The 24,619-nt window shown below is 34.4% G+C and carries 22 protein-coding genes; 20 read left to right on the forward strand and 2 right to left on the reverse strand.

The window, feature by feature from the left end; all coding sequences use genetic code 11:
• The first annotated feature begins 18 nt into the window (after positions 1–18).
• Together DIT68_RS12505 and DIT68_RS12510 are read left to right on the forward strand one after the other, a co-directional pair.
• On the forward strand, positions 19–852 hold the full coding sequence (locus DIT68_RS12505; RefSeq protein WP_109360152.1) for a DUF4886 domain-containing protein: 834 nt from the start codon (positions 19–21) through the stop codon (positions 850–852).
• Between the two features lie 10 nt (positions 853–862).
• Positions 863–1,411 carry a hypothetical protein gene (locus DIT68_RS12510; protein WP_146194212.1) on the forward strand — a complete coding sequence of 183 codons (549 nt, stop codon included), beginning with the start codon at positions 863–865 and terminating at the stop codon, positions 1,409–1,411.
• 104 nt (positions 1,412–1,515) lie between these two features.
• On the opposite strand, the gene DIT68_RS12515 is transcribed toward DIT68_RS12510, so the two are convergent.
• The gene (locus DIT68_RS12515) at positions 1,516–2,328 is read right to left on the reverse strand and encodes a TerC family protein (RefSeq protein ID WP_109360154.1); all 813 of its coding nucleotides are present in this window, start codon (positions 2,326–2,328) and stop codon (positions 1,516–1,518) included.
• Between the two features lie 292 nt (positions 2,329–2,620).
• A complete protein-coding gene (locus DIT68_RS12520; RefSeq protein ID WP_109360155.1) occupies positions 2,621–5,797 on the reverse strand; it encodes a UvrD-helicase domain-containing protein in 3,177 nt (1,058 codons plus the stop codon).
• A gap of 204 nt (positions 5,798–6,001) precedes the next feature.
• Here DIT68_RS12520 and DIT68_RS12525 point away from each other — a divergent pair, with 204 nt between their 5' ends.
• The 18 genes from DIT68_RS12525 to DIT68_RS12610 all read left to right on the forward strand — a co-directional run bounded on the left by DIT68_RS12525 (position 6,002) and on the right by DIT68_RS12610 (position 24,609).
• Positions 6,002–6,577: a Panacea domain-containing protein gene (locus DIT68_RS12525; protein ID WP_109360156.1), complete on the forward strand. Its 576-nt coding sequence runs from the start codon at positions 6,002–6,004 to the stop codon at positions 6,575–6,577.
• The gene (locus DIT68_RS12530) at positions 6,578–7,024 is read left to right on the forward strand and encodes a hypothetical protein (protein WP_109360157.1); all 447 of its coding nucleotides are present in this window, start codon (positions 6,578–6,580) and stop codon (positions 7,022–7,024) included. It abuts the gene before it with no gap.
• A 162-nt stretch (positions 7,025–7,186) separates the two neighbouring features.
• Complete coding sequence (locus DIT68_RS12535; RefSeq protein WP_109360158.1) at positions 7,187–7,942, forward strand: MbnP family protein; 756 nt, start codon at positions 7,187–7,189, stop codon at positions 7,940–7,942.
• 44 nt (positions 7,943–7,986) lie between these two features.
• A complete protein-coding gene (locus tag DIT68_RS12540) occupies positions 7,987–9,069 on the forward strand; it encodes a cytochrome-c peroxidase (protein WP_199223422.1) in 1,083 nt (360 codons plus the stop codon).
• A gap of 236 nt (positions 9,070–9,305) precedes the next feature.
• Complete coding sequence (locus DIT68_RS12545; protein WP_109360160.1) at positions 9,306–10,769, forward strand: nicotinate-nucleotide adenylyltransferase; 1,464 nt, start codon at positions 9,306–9,308, stop codon at positions 10,767–10,769.
• 483 nt (positions 10,770–11,252) lie between these two features.
• Positions 11,253–12,332 carry a hypothetical protein gene (locus tag DIT68_RS12550; RefSeq protein WP_109360161.1) on the forward strand — a complete coding sequence of 360 codons (1,080 nt, stop codon included), beginning with the start codon at positions 11,253–11,255 and terminating at the stop codon, positions 12,330–12,332.
• 4 nt (positions 12,333–12,336) lie between these two features.
• Complete coding sequence (locus DIT68_RS12555) at positions 12,337–15,210, forward strand: T9SS type A sorting domain-containing protein (RefSeq protein ID WP_109360162.1); 2,874 nt, start codon at positions 12,337–12,339, stop codon at positions 15,208–15,210.
• Entirely contained in the window at positions 15,210–15,833 is a 624-nt protein-coding gene (locus DIT68_RS12560) for a hypothetical protein (protein ID WP_109360163.1), read from the forward strand. Before DIT68_RS12555 ends, DIT68_RS12560 begins: the two co-directional genes overlap by 1 nt.
• Before the next feature lie 80 nt (positions 15,834–15,913).
• The gene (locus tag DIT68_RS12565; protein ID WP_109360164.1) at positions 15,914–16,417 is read left to right on the forward strand and encodes a T9SS type A sorting domain-containing protein; all 504 of its coding nucleotides are present in this window, start codon (positions 15,914–15,916) and stop codon (positions 16,415–16,417) included.
• The gene (locus DIT68_RS12570; RefSeq protein WP_109360165.1) at positions 16,417–17,073 is read left to right on the forward strand and encodes a hypothetical protein; all 657 of its coding nucleotides are present in this window, start codon (positions 16,417–16,419) and stop codon (positions 17,071–17,073) included. Before DIT68_RS12565 ends, DIT68_RS12570 begins: the two co-directional genes overlap by 1 nt.
• Positions 17,074–17,691 (forward strand): hypothetical protein, encoded by a 618-nt coding sequence (locus tag DIT68_RS12575; RefSeq protein WP_109360166.1) that lies wholly within the window; start codon positions 17,074–17,076, stop codon positions 17,689–17,691.
• Positions 17,692–18,354 carry a hypothetical protein gene (locus DIT68_RS12580; RefSeq protein WP_109360167.1) on the forward strand — a complete coding sequence of 221 codons (663 nt, stop codon included), beginning with the start codon at positions 17,692–17,694 and terminating at the stop codon, positions 18,352–18,354.
• The gene (locus tag DIT68_RS12585; protein ID WP_109360168.1) at positions 18,355–19,020 is read left to right on the forward strand and encodes a hypothetical protein; all 666 of its coding nucleotides are present in this window, start codon (positions 18,355–18,357) and stop codon (positions 19,018–19,020) included.
• Positions 19,021–19,647, forward strand: a complete 627-nt coding sequence (locus DIT68_RS12590) for a hypothetical protein (RefSeq protein ID WP_109360169.1) — start codon at positions 19,021–19,023, stop codon at positions 19,645–19,647.
• A 185-nt stretch (positions 19,648–19,832) separates the two neighbouring features.
• Positions 19,833–20,912 (forward strand): hypothetical protein, encoded by a 1,080-nt coding sequence (locus tag DIT68_RS12595; protein ID WP_109360170.1) that lies wholly within the window; start codon positions 19,833–19,835, stop codon positions 20,910–20,912.
• 4 nt (positions 20,913–20,916) lie between these two features.
• Positions 20,917–23,775, forward strand: a complete 2,859-nt coding sequence (locus DIT68_RS12600) for a T9SS type A sorting domain-containing protein (RefSeq protein ID WP_109360171.1) — start codon at positions 20,917–20,919, stop codon at positions 23,773–23,775.
• A complete protein-coding gene (locus tag DIT68_RS12605) occupies positions 23,772–24,422 on the forward strand; it encodes a hypothetical protein (protein WP_109360172.1) in 651 nt (216 codons plus the stop codon). The genes DIT68_RS12600 and DIT68_RS12605 overlap by 4 nt, the downstream gene beginning before the upstream one ends.
• Positions 24,423–24,456: 34 nt before the next feature.
• Positions 24,457–24,609: a T9SS type A sorting domain-containing protein gene (locus tag DIT68_RS12610; protein ID WP_255411174.1), complete on the forward strand. Its 153-nt coding sequence runs from the start codon at positions 24,457–24,459 to the stop codon at positions 24,607–24,609.
• Positions 24,610–24,619: the final 10 nt, after the last annotated feature.

Below are 24,619 nucleotides of genomic sequence, written 5' to 3' on the forward strand. Positions count from 1 at the left end.
ATTCCTTAAAAACTCCAAATGAAGCATTGTGTATTGTTCTTATTTCTCGTCTTTTCAATGCTTGTAATTGGACAAACTAAAAATGTTCTATTCATTGGAAATAGCTTCACAATGAATCATCAGATGCCAAAGAAATTAGAGAAAATTGCCAAACGGGAGGGCGAATCTTTGTTTACTGCTCAAGCAACAACTGGAGGGAAAGACTGGGCTTTTCACGCGAAAAACCCGCAAACTTACGAGATGATTAAATCCGAACCCTGGGATTATGTTGTGTTGCAGGCTTTGAGCTACGAACCTTTGTACGCTGAACACCAATTAAAGGAAAAAACTTTAAAATTTGGCAAAATAATTATTGATAGTGTCCGACGTCACCACCCGAATGCCAAAATCATGTTATTTATGACTTGGGGTTACAAAGATGGGATTTATATAGAGCACGAACTCACCTCTATTGAGTACGAAGAAATGCAAGAAAGACTTCAAAAACAATATAATCGATTTGGTGAATTATATAAAGTTGCAGTTGCCCCAGTCGGAAAAGTTTGGGAAAAGACACGCGCTCAATACCCCAAATATGAATTGTATGCAGAAGACGATTATCATCAAAATGAATTGGGTTCTTTCTTAATTGCCTCCACTTTTTACAGCATGATTTTCAACAAAACGATTCAAGATTTCACGCGTTTGCCTTACAAAAAAATTGATGAAATTGAAGCCAGATATGTTACTGCTATTGTCAATGAAATTGCGCTTCACCCAAAAATGGATTGGGGAAGAAAGTATTGGGAAGAAAACGAAATTACCACTTTGAAAGCGATTAAAAGGGTGAATGGGTATTTTTATAAGTTTTAAGTTATACGCAATGACAAAAACAATAGCTACATTTCTCATTATTTGCTTATCATATACCTTGTTCGGTCAAGAGATGAATTGTGATAGCACATTAACATTTGCTTTCATTAAAAATGGTAAAGGCGACCAAATGATAATGAATGGGTATAAAATTGTTGTTAAAAACAATAATGGAGAAAAACTTGAATTATTGCCGATTCCTATTAGTTACGAAGAGAATGATCGCTTAATAGTTGACCATGATGCTGGATATATTAAAAGTCAAGATTTCTGGTGTGACAGTCTAACTGTGATGACATATAAATACAAGAGTTTTGAAGTTAGTTTTAAATCTGAGCCATTATGCAAATTTGAAGGGATGGATTTTGGCGTATATATTTATCATTTCACCAACTTCAGACAATTAAAAAGATTTAAAAAAGCTAAACGTGCGATTGTACACCCAATTAATACTTACAAGTTGGGAAAAGATGACTTTCCCTTGACATTAGTTGCACTTGATACTGAGGAATTTACTTTGGAACTGGAAATAATAAATGATGCGTATAACCACAAATAAACAAAATAGCGCCGATAGCATTCAAGGTTTGCATTACTTTACTTATTATAGAACGATAAAAAGACACCTCAGTCATAATAAAATGACCAAAGTGTTCTAAAGAATTAATCTTCTTTATTTGATAATTCCGACTTCTTTGTTTTTGATTTCTTCATACGAATATTGATTATTTCCACTCCTAATGAAAAGGCAATGGCGAAATATAAATATCCTTTTGGAATTACTCCAACTTCGTTATTGAAAACAATAGCGTGAGAAACATGTGCTGCTTCGGTAATTAATAAGAAAGCTATCAGAATTAAGAAAGCCAAACCTAAAATCTGCATACTTGGATGTTTTTCAATCACTTCTCTGATTTTATTGGCAAAAGCAATCATTACAATGATGGAAATGACTACCGCAACAATCATTAACACTAGAGTGTAGTTTGAATTACTGTGCAAGCCGCTGGTCATTCCAACAGCTGTTAAAATAGAATCAATTGAGAAAACTAAATCGATAACCAGAATTTGCAAAAGGACATCTTTTAATGTTTTTGGCTTTGTTTTCTTTAATTTTTCTTCCTTATCTATTTCCAATTTCTCCATAATCTCGGTTGTGCTTTTATAAAGTAAGAACAATCCACCGAGCATTAAAATCAGACTCTGCACATTCAATTCAAAGGAAATCCAAGAAGTGTCAACTGTCCAAAATGGAGTTTTTAATTTGGTTAAATAAGAAACAAAAAACAGTAAAACCACACGTTGAACCAATGCCAAGAGTAAACCTATATTCGTCGCTTTTCTTCGTTGTCCATCAGGTAATTTCCCCGCGCTGATTGAAATAAAAAGAATATTATCAATTCCCAGAATAATCTCTAAAAAAGTAAGCGTCAACAATGCCATCAAAGCATCTCCGCTGAGTAAAAATTCTAACATTTTATTTTATAATTCATTTAAATTTATAGAATAAAACTAAGTATTCTGATTGGATAATTAATTAAGTTGAAAGAAATAAGTTTTAAGAGAAACACTGTGCAATGCTAGCTGCCCAAGTTAAAACTCATAATAGCTGATAAACTTAATATTATGAGATTTCTCCATGCTGATTTTTGAAATAGAAAACTTGATAGCAAGGCGCGTTTAATATTTAAATCCAAGGCGTTGACTTTTGTCAACAACTGCTTTAAATATTGAATGTTAAGCCGATAGCGAGTTTTATAATCAAAAATCACTTCACCTTTTTCAACTCCAAACTCCGTGTATACAACAAATACCCTTCCGTCTCTTCAAATCCCATATCGCTCAATTGCTTGCAGTAAGCAAAAACCTGTGAATTATGTTTTTGCAATGGCTCTCCTGTTTTGAAATCCACAACCACGGCTTTATTTCCTGTGATGAAAATTTTATCTGGCCGCTTTGCCTCTGTTTCACTGATGAGTATATCTTGTTCATCTAAAATTTCATCAGCATTCTTTGCGAAGTTTTGATCTTCCAAAAGTTTGTAAGTTGCAATCGCAGTTTTCTTGATTTCCGCTTCGAATTTAGCTTCAATTAACCCCTCCATTTTTAGTTTTGAAATCACCTCATCAATTGGGTTATCCTTTCTAATTTCAGACAAAACCAAGTGCAATTCGTTTCCAAACTGCTGTTCCTCGTTAAAGACCTCATTTTCTAAAGCCTCTTCATCTTGTAAGGTCAATTCTGGAAACCACAAGAAATCACTTAAATCTTTCGGGATGAAATTCGTTTCTTCTTCTCCATTTTTAGAAATTTCCTTTACTTGCTTTTCTTCCATACCAAATTTGATTACTTCTTCCGTTTTTTCTGTGACTTGTTCGTCATTCCATGTTTCAACCGACAAGGAAAGTGGCTGATTAATCTGCGTGAAAAATCCGTCTTTAGCAGAGGGTTGCTTGGTTTCCGCCATGACATACAAACGCTCACTTGGTCGGGTAAATGCGACATACAGAATATTCAATTCATCTAAAAGCAATTGGTTGTATTCCAATTTAAAAGCGCTCATCATATAATCTGGAACGTTGGTTTTACTCAATTTAGAATACAAAACCACATCTTTTTCTGCTTCCACAAAATGACTTCCCCAACTTGTTTTTAGTGCCCAACTTAGGTTTGGAATAATAACCACAGGGAATTCTAATCCTTTAGATTTGTGAATGGTCATTATTTTTATTGCATCTTTATTCTCTGGCATTTGAATGGTGCTTTTCCTCAATTTTGCATTCCATTCATCAATAAATCCACGAATATCTGGGCCGTATTTTAAATCATAGTTTTGGAACAATTCCAACAAATGATGCAAATAAGGATTTCGCAATTCGCTTAAATCGGTCAATGCAATAAAACTTTCCCCTAAACCGTAAAGATTTTCATAAGGAAAAAAGAGATTTTCCATGGTTTCAAATTCTTGCTTTACGAAGGCTAAAAAATCAAAACTTCCTACTTTATCGTCTTTCCAAAAGTTATTTAATTCTACAATCGGATCTTTCTTTTGAATGCGGTAAAATGTGGTTGCAAATTTGATTTGAGTGGTTTTATTTCCACTATTCCTTCTCAAATTCAAATAATCAATGCAAAAACCTACTGATGCGTCCGAAGAAACCAATAAGCTGTCAGAACTCACAATTTTATAGCCTTTCCCTGCTTCAATGAGGTCTTTCGCATAGCGTCTCCCCTCCTTTTTTCCTCTGGTAAGCACACAAATATCTCCAGGATCAAATCCGTCCTCAATACATTTTTCAACTTTTTCCAACAGAAAAGCCTGTTCTAATTCTATTATATCATCTTTATCCGTTTTTTTATCCACTAAATTTATCGAAACAAATCCTCCATCTGCTCCTTTCGGGTTTTGGCGAATGTCTTCATAGTATTCTTCAAAATGAGCGGGCATTTGTTCCAACATTCTTTTGAAAAAAGTATTGTTAAACTCTACAATATTCTTTCGAGAACGGTAATTATCTTCCAAAGGAACTTTCTTTCCCATTTGAAGGAAATAATTTGAAAGCTGCGCGAAACTGGTGTCATTTTCCGGATTATAAATTTCTGGAAGCTTCACAAATTGTTCAACTAAACCATTTCTAAATCTATAAATGGCCTGTTTTGGATCTCCAACAATGAGGTTTTCGTAATTGTTAGAAATCGATTCGTGCACCAAAGGAATTAAATTCACCCATTGTAATCGGCTCGTATCTTGAAATTCATCCAGCAAATAATGATTGTAGCGATTTCCTAATCTTTCATAAATGTAAGGTGCATTTTCCTTTTTCAGTAACTCGGCAATGCGCTGACCAAATTCAAAAATCCCGATGATGTTTTTCTTCTCTTTGAAAATCGTTAATTCCTTCGAAATGTACTTTAACAACGCCAAATTATAGAAATTCGATTTGATTTTCATTAGCGTATAAACCCGCTCAGAAAGTTTGCTTTCCATTGCGAAAAGCTCTTCCATCATGCGCATCAATTGCTCGTCTACATTGTGCGTTCCTTTCACGCTTTCTCCACTCAGTGTTTTCTGAATCGCTGTTGAAGGTGGTTTTACCTCGCTTAAATTTCTAGAAGGTAAACTTTCTAATAGGGGATGAATTCCGCGAGACTTCCCAGGATAATCGCCTTCTGAAGTACCCAAGGTTTGGAAATATTGATAAATCTCCATGCACTTTTTCAAATGCTGATCGCCCAAATCTTTTAGCTCATCTTTTATTTCTGAATAGGTTTCTTCGTTGAAATCTTTCTTCAACAATTCCTGAATATAGTCTTGGTCTTTTTCATTGGTCAAGACTTTACTAAATTCGATTAAACTACCTCTAAAATTCCATTTATCTCCTTCATCCGCATTACTTTTCGCATAATTCAATGCTAAATTGGTCACCTTTTCTTCATTCGGTTTTCCTAATTTAGACATCAATTCATCGATCACTTGTTCAAGCAAAACATCCTGATCCAAAGTCACTTCAAAATCTTCTTGCAAATCTAAATCTCGACTAAAAGTTCGAATTAAGCGCAAACTAAATTTATCAATTGTGAGGATGTTAAAGTCTTCATAATTATGTAAAATCTCAGACAAAACCCTTTTCGAACGCTCCTGAATTATTTGTGGCTGCAATCCTGTTGTATTTTGCGTTGCCGACATTAGCATTTTCGCTTTTTTGGTTTCCTTTTCACTTTCCCTTTCAGGATAAGCCAACCAATCCAAAGCCTGAATAACACGCTCTTTCATTTCCCAAGCTGCTTTATTGGTGAAAGTCATTGCCAATATTTTCCCGAAATTCTTCTGCGAAACATGATCTCCCAAAGTCAATTTTAGGTAATTCTGAACCAAAGAAAAGGTTTTTCCACTTCCCGCAGAAGCGCTGTAGATTGTTAAGGGTTTTATTGTTTCGTTTTGCATTCTCAAAAGAAATTTTAATTAATCGTTTTTGCGACTTTTTGAAGTATTGCTTAAAAATAAGAATTTTCAAGTAGCGGAATTGTTAAACCTTTGGGTGTAATTAAAAATTTCCCACTTTCATCCTTTTAGGTTTGAATTTAATTGCTGAAACTAGACCTAATTTACTCGCATTATTATTAATTTATTTTTTTGTATTTTTACATTATGCAAAAGCTGTCTTACATAAAATTATCTAACGAGCAGATAGACAAAGTTGGTAACTCAATCATTTATTTTTCTGAGAGAATTAGTGGTTTATCTAAAACTAAAGCACTGAAACTGATTTATATTTTAGATGAATTATCAATAAAAAAGAGTGGAATTCCATTTTTTAATCTGAAATATAAAGTTTGGAAATTTGGCCCAGTCTCCGAAGAGATTTTCATTGACCTTTCCTCAGAGGTAACGCTATTAAAAAACTATATCAAAAGAACATCTGAAGAGGGCACTACGATGATTGAACCATTAGTGAAATTTAATGATGACGAATTTTCAGATAATGATATTGATTTGTTAGAATTCGTGATTGGTGAATTTGGAAATAAAACAACCAAAGAATTGGTTTATTATACACATCGTGCGAATTCACCATGGCACAAAACAGCTAAAGAAAATTCCGTTTTAGACTTATTGGAAAAAGAGGTGATTAATAATACAGAAATATTAATTGATATGTCTTCTTTAATCAATCATGACGAAAGAAAGAAAGATATTTATCTAGATTTTATAGAATCAAATTAGATGTTTAAAGAAGGCATCATAATTTACTTTGACCCTTTTTATTTCAAAAATGGAAATACTGCAAAACCCAAATATTTTGTTGTTTTAAAAAATCAAAATGAACAAAATATTTTAGCATCACTTCCGACAAGGAAAGATTCAATTCCACAAAAAGAAGAAATTGATAATGGATGCATTGAACTTCCCTCAATAAATCTAAATTGTTTTGTTATTTCAAATAAAATCGAAATAACAAAATGCGGAAAAACCTTCGATTTCAAAACTCATATTTATGGTCACCAAATTGAGAGTTACAAAACAGCATTTTTAAAAGAAATTTATCCCATTGAAAATGCCGATTATGAAATTTGGGGCGAAATGAAAAAGGAAATTTTTACTTCACTTATTGAATGTCTCAAAAACTCTAAATCTGTAAAAAGAAAATATAGAAAAATGTTAGAGAAATAAATCCTGTGTAAAATTCTAATTCTTCGAAATAGTTATGATAAAATATATAAGTAGTGTCTGGGCGGAAACACATCAAAATTAAAAACAGTTCTTTTTGCGGTAGTACAAAAAAACATTTTGATTCTCTCAAAAAAAACATTTAATTTAGATGAAAACTAAATTATGAAAAATATCCCGCTCTTTCTTCTTTTAATATTTGCATGTGTTTTCTATTCCTGCAACAATAAACAACCCCACGAAGTTGATCCCGAAGAACTGGAACTAAAAGCGCGAGTAAACATTATTCCAAATTACAACGGTGTTCCAATGGAATTCAATCAAAATTACACCACACAAGAAGGCTATACCATCGAATTTACGAAACTGAACTTCATCATGACGAATTTTAAAAATGATGGAAAACAGCTTTTTGAATCTGCTATTTACAAATTCGAAGACAACAAAAAACTACTTTGGGAAGGTGTTGGAAATTATACTGATTTCACTTCTTTCAGTGTAAATATCGGAGTAGATTCCACTCAAAACCATGAAGACCCTTCTGCACGAGAAGCAGATGACCCTTTGTTTATTTTGAATTCTGGAGACATGCATTGGGGATGGAATCCTGGTTATATTTTTGTAATGTTAGAAGGAAAAGCCGACACCTCAGTAATGCAAGATGGTAGCGGAATGACGAACTTTGCTTATCACATTGGAAACGATGATTTATTGAGAACTTTTAATTTTCAAGGACTAGATTGGTCGAAAGTAAACAGTCAGCTTTTTGAGTTAAATTTGAATCTTGATTTATATAAAATTTTTGACGGAGAAACAGAAGATATTGACATCAAAACGGAGCGTATTTCGCACACAAATCCAGGGCAAATAGCTTTGAGTGAAAAGTTTATTGATAATTTCGTAAAAGCGTTGAGTCTATAATGTTTAGGTCTAATTAGTAGGAAAACATTAGAAATAGTATTAAAATGAAACAAAGGATAATATTCATATTAATTTCAATCTTGTTCTTTTCTTGTAAGAAGAATGAAGTTGATATGTCTATAACTCCTTACCCGCTTGAAATTCCAAGTCATTTTCCTGCGATGCCTATTCCAGAGGACAATCCAATGTCTGTGGAAGGGGTTGAGTTGGGTCGGAAATTATTCTACGATACTCGTTTAAGTTTGGACAATTCTATTTCTTGCGCTTCATGTCATAACCAAAGCAAAGGGTTTTCTGATCCCAATCAATTTTCTGTTGGGGTTAATGGAACTGTTGGATTTCGACAATCTATGTCGCTTGTAAATTTGGGTTGGCAAAGTGCTTATTTTTGGGATGGCCGATCAGAAACCTTGGAAGAACAAGTTTTACATCCAGTGAGAGATCCATTAGAAATGAATCAAAGCTGGGACGCTGCGGCACAAAAATTAAATGCAGTAGAGGAATATCAAAATGAATTTTATCGTGTTTTTAAAGTTGTAGATTTCGATTCAACGCATATTTCCAAAGCCATTTCTCAATTTTTAAGAACGCTTATTTCTAGTCAATCGAAATATGATGTGATGTACAAATACAGAAATAACTTGCCCTTAAACGCCTTTGAGCAAAATTTATACACGCAAATCACCAATGAAGAATGGGCAGGAATGGATTTGTTCTTTAGCTTAACGGGTGGTGACTGCTTACACTGTCACGATGGTCCTTTAATGGAAGTTCAAGGACTATTTTCAAACAATGGATTAGATGACAACTTCCCCGATATTGGAAGAATGAAAGTTACCAATAATCCCAACGATAAAGGGAAATTTAAAGTTCCGAGTTTGAGAAACATTGAATTTACAGCACCTTATATGCACGACGGTAGGTTTTCTACTTTAGATGAAGTGATTAATCACTATTCTTTTGGAATTACAGAAAGTTCAACCATAGACCCAATGATAGAATTTGCACATCAAGGTGGAGTTCAACTAGATGCACAAGAACATGCTTTGATTAAATCCTTTTTGAAAACACTTACAGATTATGAGTTTTTGAATAATTCTGATTTCTCGGATCCTGGCGCACCTTGATTTTTTTGATGTGGGGTGTTTTTTTGATGTGGAGGCACAATGCATTGTGCCTCTTCAGCAAAAAAACACCCAACCCGAACACAGAAACCCTGTCATCCCGACAAAATGAAACGACGAGGAATCTATTTTTTTAAATAATCACGACTTAGATTGGCCGAACTTTTAATTATTTATTCATTATTCACCTATGAAATGCGCCTTAATTTTAGTTTATTTGCTACTAATTAAATTCACTCATGGAAGACCGTAGAAGACTCACAACAGAAGAAAAAGCATTAAAGATAAATCTCAACTCAGGTATCTACGGATCATTCTCTGAAATTGGTGCAGGACAAGAGGTTGCAGCAAATTTCTTTAGGGCCGGAGGAAGTTCTGGAACTATTGCTTTTGCGAGTTCGGCTTATGATATGAAAATATCAGACAGCATCTACGGAAAAGCGAAACGCTATGTTTGTGAAGAAAGATTAATTACCATGCTCAAAAAAGAGTATGAAATGGTAACATCTAGCTTAGATTCACGAAAAGAACATACACGTTTCTTTACTTTTTGTAATACCGTTGAATCATTAAATTACCACAAAACCAATCAAGGTCAAGGTTGGGTAGGATTGCGATTTCAAATTAATCCAAATACAAAACCAAACAACATTATCTTGCATGTTAAAATGCACGACCAAACCAATACGGCACAGCAAGAAGCTTTAGGTATTTTAGGAGTAAATTTAATTTATGCCGCTTATTTTCATGCCACTGGAGAGTTGGATTATTTCATCAACAGCTTGGTGCATCACTTACCAAAAGACAGAATAGAAATTGACATGTTGCATGTTGAAGGTCCAGACTTTGAGCACATCGACAATAGAATTTTAGCTTTAAACTTGGTAAAAAGAGGAATTACAGAAGCAACAATGTTTGATCAAACAGGAAAAGTGCTTCAACCTGCTAGTAAACTTTATAAAAAGAACATTCTTTTGATGCGTGGACGATTCAGACCCGTGACAAAGGTAAGTATCGACATGTTGAACAGCGCCAGAGGGAAATTCTACGAGGAAGAAGGCGTTGAAAAGAAAGACGTAAGAGAAGTTTTTGAATTAACGTTAAGAGATTTAACCTCTGGCGGACAAATTTCGGATAAAGATTTCGTGGACAGAGCAGAGCTTTTGGGCGCTTTGGGGTACACCGTTATGATTTCAAATTACTTGCGTTATTATGAAATGGTAGATTACCTTAGCGACATCACCAGAGGATATAAAATGGGGGTTATTCTAGGAATCTACAATGTCCACAACATCTTTGACGAATCTTACTACAAGCATTTAAACGGAGGAATATTAGAGGCATTCGGGAAAGGATTTGGTAGAAATGCAAAAATGTACATTTATCCAGCCATCAATTATAACAATGGCGAATTATACGAATTTAAAGATGTTGTTGTCGCAAAGCATTTGCAAGGACTATTGACCTACATGAAAGACAATGACAAAATTGAAGCCCTTACAGAATTTGATTTTAGTTTATTGAACATCAAAGCAGATGATGTTTTGGCTAAAATAACACGTCAAGAAGAAGATGAAACTTGGGACAGTGATGTGCCAGATAGAGTTGCTAAAGCGATTAAATTTATGCGTTTGTTTGGTTATACGCCGAAGGTGGAGCCTGAGGAATTAAAGTTATCCAAAGAAATAAATTTTAAATTATAATTCTCGTTAGCTGCTTTGCGCTTGCTAGCAAAAATTCTAACTCGGAAATTATAGATTTTGGATTCTATTTTAATTAATTCCAGTGTTAGCTCGAAGCAACCCTCCCTTTGGAGGGAGATACAGAGGGAGGATATTAATTATACATTCAACTCATTATTCTAGATAACAAGTCTGTCACATCAGCGAAATCAGTGCAACACTTACTAACAAAAAATATAACTCAGAGATTAGTGATTTTGGTAATGAAATTAATTTTAAGCTTTAAGCCGTAAGCCGTAAGCCGATCTTATAGCCTAAAGGACCCTACCCAAAACCCAAAAAAATTTGGCACTTTAATTTCTTTACCCTAATTTAGAGCAAACTAAAAAACTCTACTTATGAAAAAGGAACAAGTAATTGTGCACGAATCTGCACCAACCAACCAACCAACCAACCAACAATGCGCTAAGCAAAACTGCGCCCACTAAAGCAATTTTCAGCATTATGTTATTGCTAACATCTTCTATTCTTTTTGCACAACAAGGCACTGATTGGAAAACCCAAGGAAATACTGCCGACTCTACGGCATTTATTGGAACCACCAATGCCTCAAGTTTGATTTTGCGTTCCAACGATGTTGAGCGAATGAGGATAAGCGAAAGCGGAAATGTGGGTATTGGAGTAGATGATCCTCAAACGGCATTAGATGTTGAAGGAGATATTCAATTAACGGGTGATATTATATTTAAAGGGTATGAGGATTTACAGGAACCCTACAATAGGTTTTTAATGATTGATAAAACCGGGAAGTCGACCTCAGTTAAAATGAAAGAAATGAAAGCCTTTATGTCTTGGGAAGATTGTTACGACATTCAAGACCAAATTACTTTCAATGGTGAGACGGGCACTACAACTATAGTTGCAGGAACTTACGCTAGTTGGGCACCCAGAATTCAAGGAACTAAATCTATTCTTTACACAGGCTCAGAATGTTCTGCTTGGGTAGGTATTGGTACTGATTTACCTATGACAAAACTTGATGTTATAGGGGCGGGTCGCTTTACAAAAGGAGTGAAAATTGGCGAACAACATATTGAAAAATCAGGTTTGTATATTGAGAATTATATAAACAGTAATGGGTCAAACACTACTTATTTTGACCACCTAATCATGGTTAAGGATGAGTCTGGCGGAAAACTTCTACAACTCAACAACGACGGACTCCTCCGCGCCAGAGAAATAAAAGTAGATTTAGAGGCTTGGCCTGATTATGTTTTTGAAGAAGATTATAATCTAATGCCTTTAAATAAGGTGAAATCCTTCATTGAAGAAAACGGACACTTACCCAATGTTCCTTCCGCGCAAAAAGTTGAAACCAACGGCTTAAATTTAGGAGAAGCAGCAAAAACTTCAATGGAAAAAATTGAAGAATTGACGCTTTATTTATTGGAAATTAATGATAAAGTTGAAAAGCAAGAAGTTGTTTTAAATGAACAATCGAAATTGCTAGAACAGCAAAAAGAAACCATTCGTTTGCAGCAAGAATTGATTTTAGAATTGAAGAACTTAACCAATAAAAACTAGAGCTATGAAAAAGTTAATTTTAGGATTGCTTTTGCTTGTTTTTATCCAAGGAGAAGCAAATAGCCAGCAAGATACCTTAATCTTCTCTAATGAGATTGAAATGGGGAATTATATTTATTGGCAGTTAGATCCACAATATTATGATTCTGCTTTATTGAACAGATCGGTTTCGTCCCTGCCTGCGCTATATCGACAAATTGGAGGTGATAATAGTCAAATAATGTCAACAGAGGATTGGTTGCTTATTTATTCGGATTTGGCTTTATCTTGCTACGATACAACTTTGATGCCTACAATTAGTAATATGGCTTTACGTATCAATGATTTTTTCATATATCATGAATTAAATTATAATGATCTCACCCAACCATTTGGACTTGTCATACAAAACATAAACATGATTGATACAGTTAACTGGTCCAATGGAAATTTGAATATTGTTGATGGCCAAGCAATATCAAATGTGCCACAAAATACATTGTATTCTAAAAAATTGATAAAAAGTGCAGCAATTTTAGAATTTTATCCTGACAACGGATACCCTACGGGGTACTTAAAATATGATTCTTCATTTATAATTAAAAGTGATGATATAGTTTTACAATCTATCAAAATAGACGTAGATGATGGCAATGGTTTTCAAGATTTTGGAACAAGTAATCCACTAATATCTTATAATAGGTCCAAAGATTCAACAGTAGCCAGCGCTTTTATTATTTATGAATTGAATAATAACATCTATCAAGATACAATACAGTTTTACTTAACAACAAAAAGCAATCAATTGCCTACAAGAGGAAAAAGTGACAAATGGGATGATACTATGGAGGGCGTGAGTTTTTTAAGTGGGAATAATCTAGAATATGACGTTGGAATAAAGTATGGCTGCGGAAACAATGGTAAAATAAGAAGACCTATTATTATTTCTTGTGCGTATCGCCCTCCAATACAAAAGTTTTCACTGAATAAATACTGGAATCAATTTAATGTTGGCGGAGTGTTTGACAGTTATGTTGCTTTGGGATATGATGTGATTTTTATCAAGGACAAACCTGGAAATCAATCCTTGGAAGTTGCGGGTAGTGAATTGGCTGAATTAATTAAGCATATTAATATCTTAAAGAAAAATAATTATCCAAATGAAGATTGGGAGAATGTTGTAATTGGCTACAGCATGGGAGGGCAAAAAGCGAGATATGCCTTGATGAAATTAGAAAAAGACCACATGGAATACGGTGGCATGCATCACCATACCAAGTTATATATTCCTTTTGATTCTCCACATCATGGTGCAAATATTCCACTATTCACGCAGGCGACCTATAAAGCATTTAAAAACACCAATGTTATGGCTGCGGTTGCGAATAATAGTTTGATTGATGCTGCTTCACGCGATATGGGGCTATATAGTATTTATAATAGCAGTGAGCTATCTAGTTCAGGTTGGTTTTCTAAAGATTTGATTCCACATCCAGATCAAGCAGCAGTAAATTACCAGAATGAACTTAAAAACAACTTCCAGCATGCGTATACCAATTCAACAGATACAAGGAAAACATTTCCTTCTTTTTCTAGGAACATTGCTGTTTCGATGGGAAGTTATAAAGATGACTACAATACAAAATGGGGCCTTAATCCTGGTAAAAAGCTGTTTAGACAGCATGCGCCTGATATATTTTATGTTCCTTACTTAGGATTTAAATATGGCTTTGTAAACAGAAGTCTATTTGCCTCGAAATATTCAAGTAGTAGTCCTCAACCAAGTTTTAAAAGAAACGATTTCTATCTTTTTTTTGGTGTTCCAATTTACATAAGGAAATTATATAATTTTCAAGAACATTACGAATGGGATATGGCACAAGGTGGTTATAAAACAATGTTCTACGATGGTGCGACTGGAGGGGCAGTTACTATTCTGAGATTAGGTGGGGCAGGCTTTGGCACCCGACATTATAAAAAAGAAACGAGTTTTATGCCTTTAGTTTCAGCTTTGGCAATTAACCCTACAATTTGGGAGCATAATGATCTCTATTTTAATTTGCAGGATGAGGGGCTCATGTATCAAAAGTATAATTATGACCCATCACAAGATAAGTCAGACCTTTTTGGTTATCCGCACCTCGGTCACCCTACAGACCACTTTGATATCACACCATTTGAAGCAGTTTATGCAGATGATTTTAACTGGGACCACATCGTTATGGGCAATACCTTAAATGATTATTTGAATGGCGATCAGTCCTACTTCAATCAGTTACGCGATTTTTTAAATGATGAAGTGGAAGGACATATTGTACCCCTTCAAAATAAAGTAATTGGCGAAAACCACGTTCAGAATTCAAGTTATGAGTATAAGGCTTGGTATAAATCGCGTGACCAAGTCATTATAGGAAATAAAGTGACTCCAAAAACAGATCCAGGAGATTACATTATTGAACAAACGGGGAATATTACCGTCTATGGCGGGCAGTCTGTTTTGATCAAAAGTGGCTTTCATGCGAAACCAGGCAGTACTTTTCATGCATTTATAGCTGGGCCAAGTGAATGTTATGGAGATTATGCTAAATCTGGTTCTTCTGACTCCTCTGACGATGACAATGAAAATACAACAAAAACCCATACGGAAAAACCAAGTATTAGTCAGGATTTACAAATTAAGTTGATTCCCAACCCCAACTCGGGTAATTTTACTTTTGAAGTCAATCAAGCAAACCCTAAAGGAACTTTATACGTTTATGGTTTAGATGGCAAATTGTACTATCAGCAAGCTGTAAACCAACCACAAACAAAACTTAACATATCACTTAAAAATGGCTTGTACCTTGTCATGTATCAAACAGGAACAGAAATGAAAACAACAAAATTAATAATTAACTAATGAAACATTTAATTTATATCGCTATAATATTTTTGTTTGCGACTTCCTGCAAGAAAAAGACAGCTGTCGTTATCCAAGCACAAGACATTACCAGTGACGGCGCAGCCTATGCAGGACAAGAATACGCTGTTGCGGAGTCATGGACACCTTTTCAAGAAACAAAATCTAAAATTGTAGCCACAGGATTTTTAGATGCCAATGGAAAAGCTTCGTTTAATTTAAAAATGAAGAATAATAGAAAATATGTCTTGGGAGTAAGTGAACCCGATAATATTTGCTATGGCGGTCTTGTGCAGCACTATTTAGATCATGAAAAAAATAATAATGTAATTTTTGAATATGCAGAATGTGCTTATATAAAACTTAAAATTGATAACGTGAATTGTCAAGGACTAAGCGATAAGTTTGTTCTCTATCGAAAGAATCAAATAGGCTCAATAGACGGTGATTTCGGTTGGCAGCATGATGGATGTGTCTATTGGGAATCAAACGGGTACTCAACTGTTCCAATGGGAGAGCAGTACTACCGCTGGGAAGTTACTCGTTCAGGTAATACATCGACATATTATGACACTATTTATTTACAAGAAGGAGAACAAAGGATGTACGAGATTAACTATTGAGAAATAAATCAACTCGATATTATAGTTTTTATGACTTCAGTAATGTTTCTTGTTTTATTGTTTCAATAGAGAAAATAAAGATGAAAAGCAATAACAGAATAATGCAAGAATCCATTCGATACGCACCTATTTTTATCATTGAGCAAACGGGGAATATTACCGTCTATGGAGGGAAATCTGTTTTGATCAAAAATGGCTTTCATGCTAAAGCGGGTAGTACATTTCACGCATTTATAGATGGCCCAAGTGAATGCTATGCAAATAACGCTAAATCTGGCACTTCTGACTCCTCCGACGATGACAATGAAAACACAACAAAAACGCACACTGAAAAACCAAGTATTATTGAGGAGTTACAAATCAAGTTGATTCCAAATCCCAACTCGGGTAATTTTATTTTTGATGTCAACCAAGCAAACCCTAAAGGAGCTTTATACGTTTATGGATTAGAAGGTAAACTATATTATCAGCAAGCTGTCAACCAATACCAAACAAAACTTGACCTATCACTTAAAAATGGCTTGTACCTTGTCGTTTATAAAACAGTAAAAGAAATGCAAACAACAAAATTAATAATACACTAATGAAAAATTTAATTTTTATAAGTCTCTTATTCTTTTTTGCAGCCTCATGCAAAAAAGAGACATCAGTAGTCATACAAGCACAGGATTACATTACCGGCGATGGCACGGCCTATGCAGGTCAAGAATATGCTGTTTCGGAGTCATGGACACCGTTTCAAGAAACGAAATCTAAAATTGTAGCCACAGGATTTTTAGATGCCAATGGAAAAGCGTCGTTTAATCTAAAAATTAAGAATAACCGCAAATATGTAATGGGTGTTAGTGAGCCTGATAATATTTGTTACGGCGGTCTTGTTCAGCATTATTTGGATCATGAGAAGAATAATTTGGTTGTTTTTGATTATTTAACTTGTGGTAAGGTTATAGTTCCAACAAATAATATTAACTGTGAAGGAGTTGATGATAAAATGCAGTATAAATATTATTACACAGAAAATCCTGAGATATATAAATATAGAGGAGCTGGAGGTTATCCCGATTGGTCAGAAATTACTTTTGTTGAGGGATGTACTTCTTTTCCTGGTGGTTATAATCTAATACCCGTTGGAAACTACACTTTTGAGTGGAGAGTTATAAGACAAAGCGGCACAACTACAGGTATTGATTACTTTACGGTTACTGAAAATGATACAACAACGTATATATTTGATTACTAAATGAAACATTTACTTTACATCGTCCTAATACTCTTCTTTGCAACCTCATGCAAGAAAAAGACAGCTGTCGTTATCCAAGCACAAGACATTACCAGTGACGGCGCGGCCTATGCAGGACAAGAATACGCTGTTGCGGAGTCATGGACACCTTTTCAAGAAACAAAATCTAAAATTGTAGCCACAGGATTTTTAGATGCCAATGGAAAAGCGTCGTTTAATTTAAAAATGAAGAATAACCGCAAGTATGTTCTAGGTGTAAGTCAGCCAGATAATATTTGTGATGGAGGCCTTATTCAGCACTATTTAGACCATGACAAGAATAATACGGTAATTTTTAAATATGCACAATGTTCATATTTAAAATTTAACGTGCACAACATTAATTGTAATGGACCTAATGATGAGGTGAAATATAAAAGAATATGGTTAACAGGAAATAATGAGGGAACACAAATAGTTAAGCTAGGTTGTTTTAATTTTGAAGGAAATTATTTTGAACTTCCTGCAGGAAATTACAGATATGACTGGGAAGTCACAAAAAATGCTACAACTACTTATCATTCTGAAAACTTCACTTTAGTTGCTGGCGACAGTTCTGTTTTTCAAATAGATTACTAAATGAAGAAAACAATTTACATCGTCCTAATACTCTTCTTTGCAGCTTCATGCAAGAAAAAGACATCAGTAGTCATACAAGCGCAAGACTATATTACTGGTGATGGCTCAGCCTATGCAGGTCAAGAATATGCCGTCTCTGAATCATGGACACCTTTTCAAGAAACAAAATCTAAAATTGTGGCCACAGGTTTTTTAGATGATAACGGAAAGGCCTCGTTTAATTTGAAAATGAAGAATAATAGAAAATATGTCATGGGAGTAAGTCAGCCAGATAATATTTGTTATGGTGGTCTTGTGCAGCATTATTTGGATCATGAAAAAAATAATTTGGTGATTTTTGAATATACACATTGTGGATATTTGGATATTAAAAGCAATAATATAAATTGTGAAGATGCTAATGACGAGTTTAGGTATAAATATTACGTTTCATCAAATCCAGATATATATATATACAAAGGGTTTTTATATAATGGAGTTTGGGATCCAGAAGATTTTATTAAGGGTTGCCAAGATTATTCAGGTATCTATATATATAACCAAAGGCCAGTGGGAAATTATACAGTAGAATGGGAAGTCAAAAGAACAAGTGGCACAACTACTGGAATTGATAACTTTACAATTACAGAAAATGATTCCACGAGCTACTTAATTGAATACTAAATGAAATATTTAATTTATATCGCTTTAATATTTTTGTTTGCAACTTCCTGCAAGAAAAAGACATCCGTAGTCATTCAAGTGCAAGACTACATAACTGGTGATGGCACAGCCTATGCAGGGCGAGAATATGCAGTTTCAGAATCATGGACACCTTTTTTTGAAACAAAATCTAAAATTGTCGCCACAGGTTTTTTAGATGATAACGGAAAGGCCTCGTTTAATTTGAAAATGAAGAATAATAGAAAGTATGTTTTGGGTGTGAGTGAACCAGATAACATTTGTTATGGCGGTCTTGTTCAGCATTATTTGGAACACGAGAAGAGTAATATGGTTGATTTTGAATATTTAGCTTGCGGTTATATAAATTTGCCAAGGGTAAATACCAATTGCGAAGGACCAGACGACAAGTTTAGATTCAAATATTATTATACTGATGATCCAGATATATATATATATAAAGGATATATTGACGCAAATTATAATTGGCAAGAAAATAAGTTCTTGGAAGGATGCATTAACTATTCAAATGCAGTATCTTACAATAGTAGACCTGTAGGAAATTACACTATTGAATGGATGGTCGAAAGACAGAGTGGCACAACTACAGGAATTGATAACTTTACAATTACTGAAAATGATTCTTTGGCCTATTTAATTGAATACTAAATGAAACATTTACTTTATATCGTCCTAATACTCTTCTTTGCAACCTCATGCAAAAAGAAGACATCCGTAGTCATCCAAGCGCAAGACTACATAACTGGTGATGGCACAGCCTATGCAGGTCAAGAATACGCTGTTTCAGAAACATGGACACCCTTTTATGAAACGAAATCAAAAATTGTTGCAGAAGGCTTTTTAGATGATAACGGAAAGGCCTCGTTTAATTTAAAAATGAATAGGAACAGAAGGTATATCTTAGGAGTGAGTGAACCTGAGAATATTTGCTATGGAGGTCTAGTGCAGCATTATTTGAATCATGATAAGAGTAATATGGTTGATTTTAAATATGCAGAATGTGCTTATATAAAACTTAAAATTGATAACATCAATTGTCAGGGACCAAGCGATGAAATGCTACTGTTTCAAGGTAATCAAATAGGGAATTTTGATTTCAATTATCCTTGGGAACATAATGGATGTGCTTTTTGGGAATCAAACGGATATTCGGAAGTTCCTATGGGGGAACAATATTACAAATGGGAAGTCACCCGATCAGGAATTACAGAAATATTTTACGATACCATTTATTTACAAGAGGGAGAACAAAAGGTGTATGAGATTAACTACTAGGCCAACTACCCAAAACCCAAAAAAATTTGGCACTTCAATTTCTTTACCCTAATTTAGAGGAAACTTAAAAACGCTATCTATGAAAAAGGAACAATTAATTGTGCGCGAATCTGCACCAACCAACCAACCAACCAACCAACAATTCGCTAAGCCACACTGCGCTCAGTAAAGCAATTTTCAGCGTTATGTTATTGCTAACTTCTTCTATTCTTTATGCCCAACAAGGCACCGATTGGAAAACCCAAGGAAATACTGCCGACTCTACGGCATTTATTGGAACCACCAATGCCTCAAGTTTGATTTTACGTTCCAATGATTTGGAACGAATGAGGATAAGCGAAAACGGAAATGTGGGTATCGGAGTCGATAATCCCCAAACAGCTTTAGATGTGGAAGGCGACATCCAATTAACTGGTGATATTATATTTAAAGGATATGAGGATTTGCAAAATCCTGTGAACAGATTTTTAATGATCGATAAAACCGGAAAGTCGACCTCTGTTAAAATGAAAGAATTGAACACTTTTATGTCTTGGGAAGATTGTTACGACATTCAAGATCAAATTACTTTCAATGGCGAGACGGGCACTACAACTATAGTTGCAGGAACTTACGCTAGCTGGGCACCTAGAATCCAAGGAACTAAATCTATTCTTTACACGGGCTCAGAATGTTCTGCCTGGGTAGGAATCGGAACTGAATTGCCTATGACTAAGCTTGATGTTAGAGGTGCGGGACGTTTTACAAAAGGAGTGAAAGTTGGTGAAGAATATATTGAAAAATCAGGTTTGTATATTGAGAATTATATATATAGTAATGGGTCAAACACTACTTATTTTGACCACCTAATCATGGTTAAAGATGAGTCTGGTGAGAAACTATTACAACTCAACAACGACGGTCTCCTCCGTGCCAGAGAAATAAAAGTAGATTTAGATACTTGGCCAGATTATGTATTTGAAAAGGATTACAAGTTAATGCCTTTAAATGAATTAAGGTCTTTTCTACTTAAATATAAGCATTTACCAAATGTGCCTTCAGCCAATGAAATTGAAAGAGACGGAGTAAATTTAGGAGAAGCGGCAAAAACTTCAATGGAGAAAATTGAAGAGTTGACGCTTTATTTATTGGAAATCAATGACAAAGTTGAAAAGCAAGAAGTTGTTTTAAATGAACAGCAAAAACTGCTTGAACAACAACAAGAAACCATTCGTTTGCAGCAAGAGCTGATTTTAGAATTGAAGAACTTAACCAATAAAAACTAGAGCTATGAAATTACTAATAATTACATTTTCTCTATTTCTGATCGCTTTTGGTCAAGTCATAAGTCAAAACAATGACACAGTATCAATGTCTTCATATCAAGTTGCAGATTCGATATATAGAAATTTGACAAATCATATTCCATCAGGTTACCTGCTCAATAGAACTTTGATGGACACAAATGCTTTAGCCTTTAATACCGATAAATTGAGAGATTCCATCATAAATGCTGATTACTTTTATGGATTAATGTATGAATATAAAAGTATGGCGCTTGATTCTAGCAGCATTCCAAGTCTTATAAATATTTTCAATCAAGTGAATAGTTATATGGGAGAGCATGAATTTAATGAAGATATTTATATTTATCCGATTGGTATTGCAGATTTTAATTTTGAATATTTCGATGAGGCAGTTGCATTACAAAACAATTGGATCAATAGACAAAATGCCCAGTTTTTTGAAAATAGTCAAAGTCATTTGGCGTATGAATCTGGTAAATCACAGTTTGTCGCTCCACTTTTCGATATGTATTCTTCAGATCTTATGGGAATTACATTTAGAGAGGAAGAATTCTTCAGTAACCGACACACTGTAAATGATATCGCTCAACTTTCCGTAGAACACAATGGGGTAATTACTAATTTGAATTTTGATGAGGTATATGAATTTGTACCTTCTAATGATGCTTATCAATATTTTACATTTAGGGTGGAATTCACAGATGGAGATAGTATTGTAAATCAAACCAAGATTTATACGCCAGAATTACCGATCAGAGAGAGGGGAGCCTCAGATTCATTTGAAAAATGTCGATATTTTTCAGATAAAAGAGGGAGTTTTTCAGACGGTGACAATAATAAAATACAATATTGTTTAATTAATGCATGCGACAACCATAGTTCTGGTTATCGCCCAAAAAAGCCATACATATTGGTAACTGGTTATCGCCCACCCATCTTTTTTCAAAGATATAAGAAAACATGGAAGTTGTATAGCAATCATCATAGAAGTATGCTAAATCACTTAAAACTTAATAATTACGACATTATTCTTGTTAGATTTAACATATTTTGGAAGCCATATCAACACGGAATGTTGGAATCAGCAGATCTTTTCATTGAATTCTTGCAAGATTTAAATATGAAAAAAGCTGCTTTTGGAGGTGAATATCATGAAAACGTTATACAAGGTTCATCTATGGGGGCTGATATTGTAAGATTAGCTCTGCTTAAAATGGAGAAAAAACATTTTGCAGACAATAGTTATGGACATCATCGTTCTCGTTTGTTTTTATCTTATGATGCAAATTATTATGGTGCAAACCTACCCTTGGCATACCAATACCAAATTTATAGCGGTTTTAAGTACCCTAGACTAGTTAATACTGTACCTGTAGTTAACGGTTTTCTTAGAGCCTTTTTATATGCTTCACTAGAGCAGAAAACCGTAAAACAACTTCTAATGTATCACGCCAAAGCGAACAATAGTAATTTGTTTAATTATCCAAGCAATACTATATATAGTACTCCTACTCATCATGCAAAGAGACAAAATTTTTGCAATGAACTTGACCTTTGGGACAATCACGATCATATTTTCCCGCTCCAAACAGGAACAAGAAATGTTGCTATTTCTTTAGGTAAAATCAGTGGGAAAAACAATGATGAAACTAATTTGAATTTTAAAAACGCAGGTGATTATTGGCATGATGTTAATCTTGTTCTTTGGAAAAGAGAATTACGTGCTGGAATATACTCTACAAATTATGAAAGATTATTCAGACGTAAAAGAATCTCCCTTCTTCCATTTCCAAATATGACAGACCACATTGTTAATGTGAAACAAATGCAAGAAATTGACAACGCATCTGGGTCTTATCTAAAAGGTTTGGGAAATATTATATGGCTTACTGATATGTCGCATCTTGGATTGGGTTGGCTTTCCAACTTAAACGAAAAGTTTACCCATAAATCTACGCTTACAGCATTAGATATAAACCCAAACCTATGGCCTAGTGATGGTTCGCATAGTTTAAATATGCAAAGCTTGGGGTTGATGTATAATGAGTTTAATTATAATCCAAATCAACCTTCTAGCTATTTCGGCTACCCCAACCTCGGTCGCCCAACCGACCATTTTGAAGTTACCCCTTTTGAAGCCATTTATGTTGGGGAGAATATTCATCCACATATTGAACTGAAGGAGTCCGATGATGCAGATGTTGATGCTATAAACAATTTCATTCTCAATGAGGTTGAGCCTTGGTATTTAGGTTTGCAAAACGATAATTTGGGGGAACAAGCACGCAGTAATTACACTTATAAATCTTTAAGAAGAGCAAGGTTTACAATTACCACAGGGCATTTAGTGACTCCTAAAACCGACCCAGGAGATTATAATGTTGAACCCAATGCAGATCTGAAACTTCAAGCTGGTGAGCAGATTACTTTAAAACCGGGTACGCATGTAAAACAAGGAGCAAAAGCGCACCTCAAAATACGCTACTATGAGTGTCCTCCTGGTTCGAGCGATATGAGTGCAGGTGGAAATCAGTATGATGAAAATGATTCTGAAACCAATCTAATGAGGAAAGACTTAGCTAAAAAGGAAGGAAAGTTAAAAGAAAATCAAATCTCAATTTATCCCAACCCTTCACGTGGGTCATTCACTATAGCCTCCATGCAAGATGTTCCCATTGAAACTTTGCATGTTTATAATTTAAATGGAACCTCAATATTTCAGAAAACGAACCTTTCAACAGCAAGATTCAAGTTTGAAAGCAAATTAGCCCAAGGAACTTACTTTGCTATTATAAATACAAGAGATGGAATTATTCACCGCAAAAAAATCATTGTATTATGAAAGCACTATTCTATTTATCGATACTATTTGTTTTCGTGTTATTTTCTTGTACAAAATTGGGGAGAAATATCACTGTAAAAGGAAAGGTAATTAACCCTTTAACAGGAACAACATACTCGAACTTAAAGGTTCAATTGGTAAAATCAGAATCACTGAGTCTTCCTGGAGGATACAAAGAAATCAAACATACATATACAGATGAGGAAGGCAATTTTGAAATTAATGCTGCTCGCATAGGCAAAATATGGGTGCAGATTCAAAGTGGCAATGAATTGTATGTTTTGGGCTGGCATCAAGATGGAGAATATATCAGCGATAACTTTCGAGCGACTGTTCAAAAACGAGAAACGATGGAGACAGATTTTCATGTTGTGCCATATGGGAAATATCAACTCGTAATTAATAATATAAATTGCCAAGGTATTAACGATACCATTATCATTAATCAAACTAATCAAGTTGGTTCGTTTCTAGGAATAGACTGGGTTCTAACAGGGTGTAGTGGATATGCCACTGCGTTGGAAAAAACACCGATAGCTAATATTCATACAGAGTATACAGTTATACGAAGTGGAGTAACTAATTCTTATGAAGTTGACTTTATTGTGCATCCAGATCAAAATAATCAACAGATAATTAATTATTAATTAAATTTACGTCTTAGACGAATATCAATATCCAATTTATAATTTAAATGGTACCTTAATGCTTCAAAAAGAAAGAATTTCAACAGCAAGGTATAAGTTTGAAAGCAAATTAGCGCAAGGAACATACTTTGCTATTATAGAAACAAGAGATGGAATTATTCACCGTAAAAAAATCGTAGTATTATGAAAGCACTATT

Source organism: Brumimicrobium oceani, assembly GCF_003143775.1.
Lineage (GTDB): Bacteria > Bacteroidota > Bacteroidia > Flavobacteriales_D > Crocinitomicaceae > Brumimicrobium > Brumimicrobium oceani.

What these genes read in the sequence shown, in the direction of transcription:
- DIT68_RS12525 (WP_109360156.1), top strand. Translation starts at nt 6,002, where the DNA reads ATGCAAAAGCTGTCTTACATAAAATTATCTAACGAGCAGATAGACAAA.
- DIT68_RS12510 (WP_146194212.1), top strand. Translation starts at nt 863, where the DNA reads ATGACAAAAACAATAGCTACATTTCTCATTATTTGCTTATCATATACC.
- DIT68_RS12560 (WP_109360163.1), top strand. Translation starts at nt 15,210, where the DNA reads ATGAAACATTTAATTTATATCGCTATAATATTTTTGTTTGCGACTTCC.
- DIT68_RS12580 (WP_109360167.1), top strand. Translation starts at nt 17,692, where the DNA reads ATGAAGAAAACAATTTACATCGTCCTAATACTCTTCTTTGCAGCTTCA.
- DIT68_RS12540 (WP_199223422.1), top strand. Translation starts at nt 7,987, where the DNA reads ATGAAACAAAGGATAATATTCATATTAATTTCAATCTTGTTCTTTTCT.
- DIT68_RS12575 (WP_109360166.1), top strand. Translation starts at nt 17,074, where the DNA reads ATGAAACATTTACTTTACATCGTCCTAATACTCTTCTTTGCAACCTCA.
- DIT68_RS12530 (WP_109360157.1), top strand. Translation starts at nt 6,578, where the DNA reads ATGTTTAAAGAAGGCATCATAATTTACTTTGACCCTTTTTATTTCAAA.
- DIT68_RS12600 (WP_109360171.1), top strand. Translation starts at nt 20,917, where the DNA reads ATGAAATTACTAATAATTACATTTTCTCTATTTCTGATCGCTTTTGGT.
- DIT68_RS12545 (WP_109360160.1), top strand. Translation starts at nt 9,306, where the DNA reads ATGGAAGACCGTAGAAGACTCACAACAGAAGAAAAAGCATTAAAGATA.
- DIT68_RS12535 (WP_109360158.1), top strand. Translation starts at nt 7,187, where the DNA reads ATGAAAAATATCCCGCTCTTTCTTCTTTTAATATTTGCATGTGTTTTC.
- DIT68_RS12555 (WP_109360162.1), top strand. Translation starts at nt 12,337, where the DNA reads ATGAAAAAGTTAATTTTAGGATTGCTTTTGCTTGTTTTTATCCAAGGA.
- DIT68_RS12565 (WP_109360164.1), top strand. Translation starts at nt 15,914, where the DNA reads ATGAAAAGCAATAACAGAATAATGCAAGAATCCATTCGATACGCACCT.
- DIT68_RS12570 (WP_109360165.1), top strand. Translation starts at nt 16,417, where the DNA reads ATGAAAAATTTAATTTTTATAAGTCTCTTATTCTTTTTTGCAGCCTCA.
- DIT68_RS12550 (WP_109360161.1), top strand. Translation starts at nt 11,253, where the DNA reads ATGTTATTGCTAACATCTTCTATTCTTTTTGCACAACAAGGCACTGAT.
- DIT68_RS12585 (WP_109360168.1), top strand. Translation starts at nt 18,355, where the DNA reads ATGAAATATTTAATTTATATCGCTTTAATATTTTTGTTTGCAACTTCC.
- DIT68_RS12505 (WP_109360152.1), top strand. Translation starts at nt 19, where the DNA reads ATGAAGCATTGTGTATTGTTCTTATTTCTCGTCTTTTCAATGCTTGTA.
- DIT68_RS12605 (WP_109360172.1), top strand. Translation starts at nt 23,772, where the DNA reads ATGAAAGCACTATTCTATTTATCGATACTATTTGTTTTCGTGTTATTT.
- DIT68_RS12595 (WP_109360170.1), top strand. Translation starts at nt 19,833, where the DNA reads ATGTTATTGCTAACTTCTTCTATTCTTTATGCCCAACAAGGCACCGAT.
- DIT68_RS12520 (WP_109360155.1), bottom strand. Translation starts at nt 5,797, where the DNA reads ATGCAAAACGAAACAATAAAACCCTTAACAATCTACAGCGCTTCTGCG.
- DIT68_RS12515 (WP_109360154.1), bottom strand. Translation starts at nt 2,328, where the DNA reads ATGTTAGAATTTTTACTCAGCGGAGATGCTTTGATGGCATTGTTGACG.
- DIT68_RS12590 (WP_109360169.1), top strand. Translation starts at nt 19,021, where the DNA reads ATGAAACATTTACTTTATATCGTCCTAATACTCTTCTTTGCAACCTCA.